This window comes from Streptomyces sp. SX-6, assembly GCF_059089585.1.
The window spans coordinates 217,423-228,342 of sequence record NZ_JBTHHU010000006.1 but is presented as its reverse complement, the minus strand read 5'-3'; the positions used below and the strand labels follow the sequence as shown (position 1 = coordinate 228,342).

The following is a 10,920-nucleotide window of genomic DNA, read 5'->3' as shown; positions in this document are numbered from 1 at the left end:
GGATGTCAACCTGCCAAGCTGACGCCGTCACCGCGCGCATTCCGTACCGTCGGGCGCAGCGACACCTGTCAATGGGGGACCTGTCAGCGGGAGAACGGAACCTGAGGATGCGTGAACTGATCGCCGATCGCGATGTCGAGCTGATCAGGATCGGTGCCCCGATGCAGCCGACGGCCTTCCGGCTCGCGTGCTTCCCCCACGCGGTGGGCGGCTCCGAGGCGCTGTGGCACCTGGCCAGGCTCCTGCTGCCCTCGGTCGAGGTGCTGGCGGTCCAGTACCCCAACCACGCCGCCCGGGGAACCGATGGCTACATCGCCAACCTGGACGGTCTGGTGGACGACAGTGTGGAGTTGCTCCGCGGCTGGACGGACCTGCCGCTCGCGCTCTTCGGTCACCGCAGCGGCGGCGAGGTCGCCTTACGGACCGCCGCCCGGCTCGAGCGCGAGACCGCCGTCGCCCCGTTGTGCACCTTCGTGGCCCACTGGGGTGCGTCACCGAAGTTCGAGACGGTCCGGCTGGCCTCGCCCGTCGTCGCGCTCGCCACGGCACAGGACGCCACGGCGCTGCCCCGGTGGCAGAGGTGCACACGGAGCAGGTTCGACCTCGAGGTGCTGAGGACCGACGGGCGATGTTCCCAGGCGCGTGCCGCGGAGATCGCCAACCTGATCCACGACCGTCTGATCTCGGCGACGATCGAAGGAGAGGCCCTCAGGGGTGGCCGCACGGCCCCGCCTTGGTCCTGACACGCATGTGAGGGAAACTGGCCGGGTGAGCGAAGAAAGCAGTGTCCGGGTGATCGTCGCCGACGACCAGGCAGCGGTGCGAGAGGGGCTCGTGCTCCTGCTGGGGACGATGCCGGGCATCACGGTGGTGGACGAGGCCGCGGACGGCGAACAGGCGGTGGCCCTCGTCGCCGAGCACGGGCCCGACGTGGTCCTGATGGATCTGGGCATGCCCGTCTGCAGCGGTGCCGAGGCCACCCGGCGCATCCGGCGCGACCACCCCGACACCCAGGTGGTCGTCCTCACCACGTACGCCACCGACGACCTCATCCTGGAGGCGCTGGACGCCGGCGCGCTCGGCTACCTCACCAAGTCCGCGACGAAGGACGCGATCGCCCGTGCGCTCGCCGCGGCCGCCGCCGGCCAGGCGGTGCTGGACCCCGGCGTGCAGCGCACCCTGGTCCGGGCGGCCACCCGCGGCGAGGTGGCCCCGGCGCCCCCGGCCCCGGACGACGGGCTCACCGCGCGGGAGATCGACGTGCTCAAGCTGATAGCCGCCGGGTTCGGCAACCGCGAGATCTCCCGGCGCCTATTCATCGGCGAGACCACCGTCAAGACCCATATCAACCGCATCTTCGCCAAGACGGGCAGCAGGGACCGGGCGCAGGCGATCCAGTACGCGCGGCAGCACCGGTACGCGGAGTAGACGAAGTCAAGCAGAGTCAGCGGAGCAAGGAGCCAAGGACCCATGGCTGTGGACGCGTTGGACGCGCGGATCCTCACCCTGCTGCTGGAGCAGCCGCGCACGAGCGTGCGCGAGTACGCGCGGCTGCTGGGGATCGCACGCGGCACCCTCCAGGCGCGGCTGGACCGCCTGGAGCGCGACGGCGTGATCACCGGGACGGGGCCGCGTCTCTCCCCCGCCGCGCTCGGCCATCCGGTGCTGGCGTTCGTCCACATCGAGGTCACGCAGGGGCATCTGGACACGGTCGCCCACGCGCTCATCGATGTGCCGGAAATCCTCGAGGCGTTCTCGGTCACGGGCGGCGGCGACCTGATGGCCCGGGTGGCCGCGCGGGACGCGGCGCACCTGGAGGACGTCATCCAGCTGTTGGTGCGCACGACGGGCGTGGTGCGCACGCGGACCGAGGTGGTGCTGCGCGAGCGGGTGCCGTACCGGATGGTGCCGCTGGTGGAGTCCGTGGGGCGGGCGGCCCGGCAGGGTTCCTGAGCGTTCGTCACGTTTGCGGTGGCCCCGGCTTCTCCCTGGGAGGCGAGGGGTGGCAGTATCGCCTGGTCCACTCGACAAACGAGATAACAGCACGGAAAAAGGATGTCTATGCAGCGACATGGGGGAAGACCTGTCCGCCGGTGGGGAGTTGCCCTGACCGCGTCGACCGCCGCCTTCGCCGTCGCGGTCCCGGCCGCGACCGCCGAGGCTGCGACCGGCCCGACGGGCATCGCCGCCAAGGGGGCGTTCCTGCTCGACAGCAGCGCCAACCGCCAGCTGTGGGGCAAGGAAGCCGACACCAAGCGGCAGATGGCCAGCACCACCAAGATCATGACGGCCGTCACGGTGCTGGACCGGCCCGGCCTCAACCTGAACAAGCAGATCACCATCAAGCAGTCGTACCGCGACTACGTCCAGCGCACCGGCGCGAGCACCGCCGACCTGCGCACGGGCGACAAGATGACGGTGCGCCAGCTGCTCTACGGCCTGATGCTCCCGTCCGGCTGCGACGCGGGGTACGCCCTCGCCGACAACTTCGGCACGGGCAAGACCGAGGCCGCGCGCACCAAGTCGTTCATCGCGCAGATGAACAAGAAGGCCGCCTCTCTGGGCCTGAAGAGCACCAAGTACGACTCCTTCGACGGCATATCCGACAAGGGGGACAACCACACCACTCCGCGTGACCTGGCGAAGCTGGCCCGGCACGCGCTCGCCAACGCCACGTTCCGCACGGTCGTCAAGGCGACCAGCACCCGCCAGAAGGCGGTGAACGTCAACCGCACCTACACCTGGTACAACACCAACAAGCTGCTCGGCTCCTACAAGGGCGCCATCGGCATCAAGACCGGCACCGGCACCGCCGCCGGACCGTGCCTGGTCTTCGCCGCGCAGCGCGGCAACCGCACGGTCGTGGGTGTCCTCCTCAACGACCGCACCCAGCGCTACCCGGACGCGGTGAAGATGCTGGACTTCGCGTTCAACACCACCAGCAAGGTGAAGCTGCGCCAGCTGCCTTCGCTGGCCCAGCAGGACTGACGCCTCCCGGCCGCGGCCGGTCGTCTGCGATGTGGGCCCTGACCAGGCAAATACCCTGGTCAGGGCCCACACTCATATCGCCCGGGGCAGAGTGGACGCCAGCCGTCTCAGCCTGCGAGGTCGGCCAGGGTGGCATCGAGGTCGGCCGTCCTGGGCCGGTTGTGAGGGAGTTTGGCGAGTATGCGGGCCATGCCGCAGGTGTCGGTGAGGGCGGAGACGACCAGGCCTCCGGCAATACCGGCGGACAGCAGGCGCATCGCGGGCAGGCGCCGCCCGGTGAGCAGTCCGGCCAGCACGAGGGATCCGGCGGCGAGGCGGACCTGGCGCTCCATCGCCCAGACGGCACCGGTCACTTGGGGATGATCGAGGCCGTGGCCCTGCTGGGACCAGGCGGTGGTGCCGCCGGTGAGGGTGGCGGCGGCGATGCCGTGCGCGGCCAACTGCTCGCAGGCCCTCGCGGACCGGGAGCCGGAGGCGCACACGAGCAGCAGGTCGTTCCGGCCGACGGCGCTCTCCAGGGACGGCAGCGCCTGGTCCAGGCAGTCGAGCGGGACGTTGTGGGCACCGGGCAGATGGCCGGAGGCGTACTCGCCGGGGGTGCGTACGTCGACGACGGTCAGCTCATGCAACCGGGCACGGGCCTGGTCGGGGGTGAGGGTGATGGTCATCAGGTGCATCTCCTTGGCTGTCTTTGGGAGGGCCCCTCCGGGTAGGATACCCGGCGGGGTATAGGGATCGGAGTGGACTGTGGAAATGACGATGGCGGCCGAGGAACTGAAGGCGGTGGTCAACCGGCTGCGCCGGGCTCAGGGCCAGATCGCCGGGGTGATCAGGATGATCGAGGAGGGCCGGGACTGCGAGGACGTGGTCACGCAACTCGCGGCCGCTTCCCGCGCGTTGGACAAGGCGGGCTTCGCGATCATCGCCACCGGTCTGCAGCGGTGCCTGGCCGACTCCGAGGCGGCCTCCGGCGGGGACCGGGAGCAGATGCGGGCCCGGCTGGAGAAGCTCTTCCTGTCCCTGGCCTGACCCGGCCGGACGGTCACACCAGTGCGTCGATGAGCATGAACGCGGCCACGGCCAGCAGCACGACCGCGAAGGCACGCTGGAGCAGGGCGCCGGAGGCCTTGTCGGCCAGGCGCTTGCCGTCCCAGGCTCCCAGGACCGCGGCCGCCGTGAATGGCGCGATCACCGCCCAGTCGAGGCCCGTCGTGGTGGCGCCGCGCGTGGCCAGGGCGGCCAGCGAGTTGGCGGTGATGACCAGCAGGCTGGTGCCTATGGCCGCCTGCATCTCGAACGCCAGCACCGTGACCAGGGCCGGAACGGCGAGGAAGCCGCCGCCGACGCCGAGCAGTCCGGTCAGCGCGCCCAGTCCCGCGCCGGCGCCCGCCGCCCTGCCCGGCCGGGCGGGGCGCGGCTCCGCCGAGTCCGGTGCACGGCGGGGGCGGAGCATCCTGAGGGCCGCGAGAGCGGCTATGCCGGCGAAGGCGGCGGTCAGTGCCGGTTGCGGCAGACGGGCCGCGGCGGCTCCGGCGGCCGCGGCCGGCAGAAGTCCGGCCGCGGCGAACAGCAAGCCCGCCTTCCACCGCACATGGCCCGCCCGGGCACGGGCGTACAGGGCCGTCGCGGAGGTGGCGGTGACGATCAAGAGGCTGGCAGTGGTGGCAGCCGCGGGGCTGAAGCCCAGCAGGTAGATCAGCGCCGGCACGGCCAGTACGCTGCCGCCCCCGCCGAGCGCGCCGAGCGCCAGGCCGACCACGGCCCCGGAGACGAGAGCCAGGATCAGCACGCTCACGCTATGCCCCCGGTCAGGGGCGGGGAGATGACGAGCCCGGCATCGGTGGCGGCGGCGAAGCCGTCGTCGACGGCGACCACCTCGCGGCCGGTGGCGTCCAGCAGGGACGCGGCGATCGCCGCACGCATGCCACCGGCGCAGTGGACCCACACCGCCCCGGGCGGCACCTCGCCGAGCCGGCCGCGCAGCTGGTGGAGGGGGATGTGCACGGAACCCGCGACGAAGCCGTTCGCACGCTCGGAGTCGCGCCGTACGTCCAGCACCACGACGTTCTCGCCGCGGCCCCGCGCTCCGGCGAGGTCGGCGAACCGGGCCCGCGGGAAGGAGGCGAGCCGCTCGCCCCGCCGTACCCAGGCGGCCGGATCCCCGGTGGCCGCGGCGGCCGGGCGGTCGATGCCCACCCGCACCAGCTCCCGCTGCGCGGCGGCGACCTGCTCGGGCGTCTCGGCAAGCAGGGTGACCGGCTTGCCCCACGGGACCAACCACGCCAGATAGAGCGCCAGTTGGCCCTCGCCCTCGAAGTTGAACGATCCTGCGACATGCCCCTCGGCGAACGCGATGCGGTGGCGCAGGTCCACCACCCACTCCCCCGCCGCCAGCCGCTCGGCGATCTCCTCCGCGTCGGCCTCTCTCACAGGAGTCAGGTCGACGGGGGCGGGGCCGGCGGAGTTGGCCGGACCCATGTGCGCGTAGTACGCCGGTACGTCGTCCAGGCCGGCGAGCAACTCGGCGACGAAGGTGTCCACGTCCTTCGTCAGCGCGGCGTTGTTCCTGCGCTCCGCGCCGATCGTGGTCGCATCCCCCTCGGCCTGGGACGAGGAACAGAAGCTGCCGAAGCCATGGGTGGGCAGCACCCGCACCGCATCGTCCAGTTCACCGGCCAGGCGGTGGGCGGAAGCGTGCTGAGCACGGGCCAGCTGCTCGGTCAGCCCCGGCTCGACCAGGTCCGGCCGGCCCACACTGCCGATCAGCAGCGAACCGCCGGTGAACGCCGCGACGGCCCGTCCGTTCTCCTCGAGGACGTAGGACGTGTGATGGGGCGTGTGCCCCGGCGTGGCCAGAGCGCGCAGCACCAGGCCCTCGTCCACCGCGACGGTGTCCCCGTCGGCCACCGGCATACGGGCGAAGGAGACCGCCGCGCCAGCCGGCACCAGGTATTCCGCGCCGGTGACCTGTGCCAGCTGAAGGCCGCCGGTGACGTAGTCGTTGTGTACGTGCGTCTCCACCACGTGAGTGATCCGCACCCCGTGAAGGGCGGCCACGGCGAGGACCTGATCGATGTCCCGCGGCGGATCCACGACCACCGCCGAGCCCGGCCCTCCGGCGAGATAGCTGCGATTGCCCAGGCCCTTGAGTTCCAGGGTGCTGATGAAGAACACGACTGCGACTCCTTCCGCGCGATGTACCCCGGGGGGTATCTGTCAGTCACTCTAACAGTGATACCCCCGGGGGTATTCAGGTGCGAGGGATCTCCCGGCGGCGGAAGGCGGAGCCACGCCGGGCAGTACGCCCGGCCGGCGGTCAGCCCAGGAAGCTCAACCGCACCTGGCGGCGGGGATTGTCGACGTTCGTGTCGACGAGGCACACGGACTGCCAGGTGCCCAGCTCCAGCCGTCCGCCGATGACCGGGAGGGTCGCGTGCGGCGGCACGATCGCGGGCAGTACGTGGTCGCGCCCGTGGCCCGGGGTGCCGTGGCGGTGGCGCCAGCGGTCGTCGGCGGGGAGCAGGTCGCGCAGCGCGGCGAGCAGGTCGTCGTCGCTGCCCGCGCCCGTCTCCAGGACCGCGACACCGGCTGTCGCGTGCGGGACGAAGACATTGAGCAGTCCGTCCCGGCCGACGGCCGCCTCCTTCAGGAACGCCTCGCAGTGGCGGGTGAGGTCGAAGACGGTCTCGGTGGAGCCGGTGGTGATGTCGAGCACGCGTGTGCGGAAGTTGTCGGTCATGGCCCCATCTTCGTACGGAGCATGAGAAGGGTTCCCCCGTCTCCCGCGTTAGTAGAAACATGAACTACACGGGAGTGGTGCGTGAGACGGACGTGCTCGTGATCGGCGCCGGCCAGGCGGGCCTGGCCTCCGCCTACCACCTGCGGCGCAGGGGGTACGAGCCGGGCCGGGACTTCGTCGTCCTCGACCACGCACCGCGCCCGGGCGGAGCCTGGCAGTTCCGCTGGCCGACGCTGACGTACGACAAGGTGCACGGCATACATGCGCTGCCGGGCATGCCGCTGGCGGAGCCGGAGGGCTCGCGGCCGTCGTCGGAGGTGATCGGCGCGTATTTCGCGGAGTACGAGGCCGCCTTCGGCCTGCGGGTCCGCCGTCCGGTCACGGTGCGCGCGGTACGGGAGTCGGAGGGCGGGCGGCTGCGTGCCGAGACCTCCGAAGGGGTGTGGTCGGCGCGGGCGTTGATCAACGCGACCGGTACCTGGGACCGCCCGTTCTGGCCGCGCTATCCCGGGCAGGAGCGCTTCACGGGCCGCCAGTTGCACACCGCCCGGTACCCCGGGCCTCAGGAGTTCGCCGGGGCGCGCGTGGTGGTGGTCGGCGGCGGTACCTCCGCCGTGCAACACCTGATGGAGATCGCCGAGGTCGCGTCGGCGACGACGTGGGTGACGCGGCGCCCTCCGCTCTTCCGCGAGGGCCCCTTCGACGAGACGCGCGGCCGGGAGGCCGTGGCGCTCGTCGAGGAGCGGGTCCGGCAGGGCCTGCCGCCGCTGAGCGTGGTCTCCGTGACGGGCCTGCCCTCCCCCATGGCCTTGACGGCATGGGCGGGACCCCCATCGCCCGCGATGGAGCGTGCCCGGGCCGCCGGAATCCTCGACCGGCGGCCGATGTTCGACCGCATCACCCCGACCGGCGTGGCGTGGACCGACGGCGCCTCCGTCGACGCCGACGTCATCCTCTGGGCCACCGGGTTCCGCGCCGCCGTCGACCACCTGGCTCCGCTCAGGCTGCGCGAGCCCGGGGGTGGCATCCGCGTCGAGGGGACCCGGGCGGTCCGCGACCCGCGGGTGCACCTGGTGGGGTACGGGCCCTCGGCGAGCACCATCGGTGCGGGCCGGGCCGGGCGTGATGCCGTACGGGAGATCAGCAAGCTGCTGGCCGACGGTCCTTCCCAGGAGTTGGCCGCTGCGGCAGTATGAGGCGCCGGACGATCACCGCCCCGCGGCCGCGAGGAGGAGCCCATGCGCGTCGCGCTCTTTGTCACCTGCGTCAACGACACCCTCCGCCCGCGCACCGGGCAGGCCGTCGTCACCCTCCTGGAACGCCTCGGCGTGACCGTGGACTTCCCCCTGGAACAGAGCTGTTGCGGCCAGCCGTTCCTCAACTCCGGCTACCGGAGCCGCACCCTGCCGCTCGTGCGCCGGTACGCCGCCGCCTTCCGCGCGTACGACCACATCGTCACCCCGTCCGGGTCGTGTGCCGCCATGGTCCGGGAGCAGTACCCACGGATCACGGACCGAACCGATGTCGCGGACGTGGCGGCCAGGACGTACGAACTGACCGAGTTCCTGGTCGATGTCCTGGGCGTGACGGACGTCGGCGCCTGGTTCCCGCACACCGTCACCTACCACCCCACCTGTCACGGCCTGCGGACCCTGGGGCTCGGCGACCGGCCCCGCAGGCTGCTGGAGCACGTCGGAGGGCTCGAGTTGAGAGAGCTGTCGGAGGCGGAGGAATGCTGCGGCTTCGGCGGCACCTTCGCGGTCAAGAACCCCGCGGTGTCCGCCGCGATGGGTGCCGACAAGGCCCGCGCCGTCACCGCCACCGGCGCACGGGCCGTGTGCGCGGTCGACAACTCCTGCCTGCTGCACATCGGTGGCACGCTCGGCCGCGAGGGCTCCCCCGTACGTCCCGTGCACATCGCGGAGATCCTGGCGAGCACGCGAGGAGACGTCTGGTGAGCCGGACCTTCGTGGGCATGCCCGCCTTCCCGCAGGCCGCCGCCGTCTCGACGCAGGACGCGCGGCTGCGCGCCAACCTCCGCCACGCCACCCGCACCATCCGCGCCAAGCGGGCCACCGCCGTCGCCGAGCTGGACGACTGGCGGCAGCTGCGCGCCGCCGGAGCGGCCGTCAAGGACCGCACGCTCCGCCATCTCGACCGGTATCTCCTGCAGTTGGAGGAGAAGGTGACGGCAGCGGGAGGGACGGTGCACTGGGCGGCCGACGCGGCCGAGGCGAACCGCATCGTCACCGGTCTCGTACGGGCCACCGGCGAGCGCGAGGTCGTCAAGGTCAAGTCGATGGTGACGCAGGAGATCGGCCTCAACGAGGCGCTCGCACGCGCGGGCATCAGGGCGTACGAGACCGATCTCGCCGAGCTGATCGTGCAGCTCGGCGACGACCTGCCGTCCCACATCCTGGTGCCCGCGATCCACCGCAGCCGTGCCGAGATCCGCGACATCTTCCGCGACCGGATGGGGAATTGGGGCCGCCCCGCCCCCGACGGGCTGACCGACCGGCCCGCCGACCTCGCCGAGGCGGCACGACGGCACCTGCGGGAGAAGTTCCTGCGGGCCAAAGTCGCCGTCTCGGGAGCCAACTTCATGGTCGCGGAGACGGGCACGCTGGTCGTGGTCGAGTCCGAGGGGAACGGCCGGATGTGCCTCACCCTCCCGGAGACCCTGATCTCCGTCGTCGGCATCGAGAAGACCGTGCCCACCTGGCGCGACCTGGAGGTCTACCTCCAACTGCTGCCGCGCTCCTCGACCGCCGAGCGCATGAACCCCTACACCTCCATGTGGACGGGCACCGCCGACGGGGACGGGCCGCGCGCCTTCCACCTCGTACTGCTCGACAACGGCCGTACCGACGCCCTCGCCGACCGGGTCGGCCGGCAGGCGCTGCGCTGCATCCGCTGCTCGGCCTGTCTCAACGTCTGCCCCGTCTACGAGCGTGCGGGCGGCCACGCCTACGGCTCGCCGTATCCCGGCCCGATCGGCGCGATCCTCACCCCGCAACTGCGCGGCCCCGCATCGCCGTTGGAGGAGTCGCTGCCGTTCGCATCGTCGCTGTGCGGGGCCTGCTACGAGGTGTGCCCCGTCGCCATCGACATCCCGGAGGTCCTGGTCCATCTGCGAGAGCGGGTCGCCGAGGGCGGCGAGGTGACGGTCCGCGGCACGCGTGCCGTCGTGAGGCCCGCGCGCCGGCACACCGCCGAACGGGCCGTGATGCGGGCGGCCGGGTGGGCGTTCGACCATCCCGGGGCGCTGCTGCGGGGCCAGCGCCTCGCGGCCCGTACCCGGCGCTTCCACCCCCGGCGACTGCCGGGCCCCGGCCGGGCCTGGTCGGACACGCGCGACCTGCCCGAGGTACCGCCCGAGCCGTTCCGCGACTGGTGGACCCGCACCCGCGGGGGTGCCTCGTGAGCGGCGGCCGGGACCGGATCCTTGCGCGGGTGCGGCGCGCGCTGGCGGACGTGTCACCGCACGAGCGGCCCGGCGACCATCCCGTGGCCCGCGACTACCTGCGTGTGCACGGCAGACGGACGCCCGCGGAGTCGGTCGTCCTGCTCGCCGAGAACCTTCTCGACTACCGCGCCCAGGTGCACCGTACGACGCCGGAGGAGCTCCCGGCGCTGCTCGCGGAGCTGCTGGCCCGGCGGGACGCGCGCCGGGTGGCCGTACCGGCCGGGCTGCCGGACGCCTGGCTGGCCGCGGCCCCCGTGGAGCTGGTCCGGGACGCGCCCGGGCTCGCGCCGCGGGAGCTGGACGCCGTGGACAGCGTGGTCACCGGCTGTGCGCTGGCGATCGCCGAGACCGGCACCCTCGTCCTCGACGCGGGCCCGGACCAGGGGCGCCGGTGCCTGACGCTCGTGCCCGACCACCATGTGTGCGTGGTGCGCACCGCCGACCAGATCGTGGACTCGGTGCCGCAGGCGCTCGAACACCTGGATCCCGCACGGCCGTTGACGTGGATCTCGGGACCGTCGGCGACCAGTGACATCGAGCTGGACCGCGTCGAGGGCGTGCACGGGCCGCGCACCCTCGAGGTGGTGCTGGTGACCGCTTAGGGGGTGGCCGGTGGGCCGGCGCGGGTCCTGCGGTGTCTGGTGCGGTGCATCGCAAGGCGGAGCATCGCCCGCGTACCGGGCGTACTCGGGTGATGCGACAACGCGGCGAGGTGCCGTGCCAGGCG

At 72.3% G+C, this 10,920-nt stretch carries 13 protein-coding genes; 9 read left to right on the top strand and 4 right to left on the bottom strand.

All coding sequences use genetic code 11. The annotated features are described in order from the left end of the window. Positions 1–107: 107 nt before the first annotated feature. The 4 genes from ACV530_RS10120 to ACV530_RS10105 all read left to right on the top strand — a co-directional run bounded on the left by ACV530_RS10120 (position 108) and on the right by ACV530_RS10105 (position 2,988). The gene (locus tag ACV530_RS10120; protein WP_494331985.1) at positions 108–743 is read left to right on the top strand and encodes a thioesterase II family protein; all 636 of its coding nucleotides are present in this window, start codon (positions 108–110) and stop codon (positions 741–743) included. A gap of 25 nt (positions 744–768) precedes the next feature. Continuing rightward, entirely contained in the window at positions 769–1,428 is a 660-nt protein-coding gene (locus ACV530_RS10115) for a response regulator (RefSeq protein ID WP_494331984.1), read from the top strand. Between the two features lie 42 nt (positions 1,429–1,470). Further along, a complete protein-coding gene (locus ACV530_RS10110; RefSeq protein ID WP_494331983.1) occupies positions 1,471–1,953 on the top strand; it encodes an Lrp/AsnC family transcriptional regulator in 483 nt (160 codons plus the stop codon). A 108-nt stretch (positions 1,954–2,061) separates the two neighbouring features. Next, positions 2,062–2,988 (top strand): D-alanyl-D-alanine carboxypeptidase family protein, encoded by a 927-nt coding sequence (locus tag ACV530_RS10105; protein ID WP_494332035.1) that lies wholly within the window; start codon positions 2,062–2,064, stop codon positions 2,986–2,988. A 107-nt stretch (positions 2,989–3,095) separates the two neighbouring features. On the opposite strand, the gene ACV530_RS10100 is transcribed toward ACV530_RS10105, so the two are convergent. Beyond that, on the bottom strand, positions 3,096–3,656 hold the full coding sequence (locus tag ACV530_RS10100) for a rhodanese-like domain-containing protein (protein WP_494331982.1): 561 nt from the start codon (positions 3,654–3,656) through the stop codon (positions 3,096–3,098). 79 nt (positions 3,657–3,735) lie between these two features. Here ACV530_RS10100 and ACV530_RS10095 point away from each other — a divergent pair, with 79 nt between their 5' ends. Then, positions 3,736–4,017, top strand: a complete 282-nt coding sequence (locus tag ACV530_RS10095) for a metal-sensitive transcriptional regulator (protein WP_494331981.1) — start codon at positions 3,736–3,738, stop codon at positions 4,015–4,017. Between the two features lie 13 nt (positions 4,018–4,030). On the opposite strand, the gene ACV530_RS10090 is transcribed toward ACV530_RS10095, so the two are convergent. From ACV530_RS10090 to ACV530_RS10080, 3 genes are all read right to left on the bottom strand, one after another. Continuing rightward, positions 4,031–4,783 carry a sulfite exporter TauE/SafE family protein gene (locus ACV530_RS10090; protein ID WP_494331980.1) on the bottom strand — a complete coding sequence of 251 codons (753 nt, stop codon included), beginning with the start codon at positions 4,781–4,783 and terminating at the stop codon, positions 4,031–4,033. Beyond that, a complete protein-coding gene (locus ACV530_RS10085) occupies positions 4,780–6,162 on the bottom strand; it encodes an MBL fold metallo-hydrolase (RefSeq protein ID WP_494331979.1) in 1,383 nt (460 codons plus the stop codon). Before ACV530_RS10085 ends, ACV530_RS10090 begins: the two co-directional genes overlap by 4 nt. A gap of 142 nt (positions 6,163–6,304) precedes the next feature. Continuing rightward, positions 6,305–6,727, bottom strand: a complete 423-nt coding sequence (locus ACV530_RS10080; RefSeq protein WP_494331978.1) for a secondary thiamine-phosphate synthase enzyme YjbQ — start codon at positions 6,725–6,727, stop codon at positions 6,305–6,307. Between the two features lie 59 nt (positions 6,728–6,786). Here ACV530_RS10080 and ACV530_RS10075 point away from each other — a divergent pair, with 59 nt between their 5' ends. From ACV530_RS10075 to ACV530_RS10060, 4 genes are read left to right on the top strand one after another with little or no spacing between them, the layout of a single operon-like run. Then, positions 6,787–7,923, top strand: a complete 1,137-nt coding sequence (locus tag ACV530_RS10075) for an NAD(P)-binding domain-containing protein (RefSeq protein ID WP_494331977.1) — start codon at positions 6,787–6,789, stop codon at positions 7,921–7,923. Positions 7,924–7,965: 42 nt separating this feature from the next. Continuing rightward, positions 7,966–8,685: a (Fe-S)-binding protein gene (locus tag ACV530_RS10070; protein ID WP_494331976.1), complete on the top strand. Its 720-nt coding sequence runs from the start codon at positions 7,966–7,968 to the stop codon at positions 8,683–8,685. A gap of 17 nt (positions 8,686–8,702) precedes the next feature. After that, positions 8,703–10,151, top strand: a complete 1,449-nt coding sequence (locus ACV530_RS10065; protein ID WP_494332034.1) for a lactate utilization protein B — start codon at positions 8,703–8,705, stop codon at positions 10,149–10,151. Continuing rightward, entirely contained in the window at positions 10,148–10,795 is a 648-nt protein-coding gene (locus ACV530_RS10060; RefSeq protein ID WP_494331975.1) for a LutC/YkgG family protein, read from the top strand. Before ACV530_RS10065 ends, ACV530_RS10060 begins: the two co-directional genes overlap by 4 nt. Positions 10,796–10,920: the final 125 nt, after the last annotated feature.

Excerpts from the sequence above, each read along its gene's own strand:
- ACV530_RS10120 (WP_494331985.1), top strand. The coding sequence starts at position 108 with ATGCGTGAACTGATCGCCGATCGCGATGTCGAGCTGATCAGGATCGGT.
- ACV530_RS10110 (WP_494331983.1), top strand. The coding sequence starts at position 1,471 with ATGGCTGTGGACGCGTTGGACGCGCGGATCCTCACCCTGCTGCTGGAG.
- ACV530_RS10105 (WP_494332035.1), top strand. The coding sequence starts at position 2,062 with ATGCAGCGACATGGGGGAAGACCTGTCCGCCGGTGGGGAGTTGCCCTG.
- ACV530_RS10100 (WP_494331982.1), bottom strand. The coding sequence starts at position 3,656 with ATGACCATCACCCTCACCCCCGACCAGGCCCGTGCCCGGTTGCATGAG.
- ACV530_RS10080 (WP_494331978.1), bottom strand. The coding sequence starts at position 6,727 with ATGACCGACAACTTCCGCACACGCGTGCTCGACATCACCACCGGCTCC.
- ACV530_RS10075 (WP_494331977.1), top strand. The coding sequence starts at position 6,787 with ATGAACTACACGGGAGTGGTGCGTGAGACGGACGTGCTCGTGATCGGC.
- ACV530_RS10070 (WP_494331976.1), top strand. The coding sequence starts at position 7,966 with ATGCGCGTCGCGCTCTTTGTCACCTGCGTCAACGACACCCTCCGCCCG.
- ACV530_RS10065 (WP_494332034.1), top strand. The coding sequence starts at position 8,703 with ATGCCCGCCTTCCCGCAGGCCGCCGCCGTCTCGACGCAGGACGCGCGG.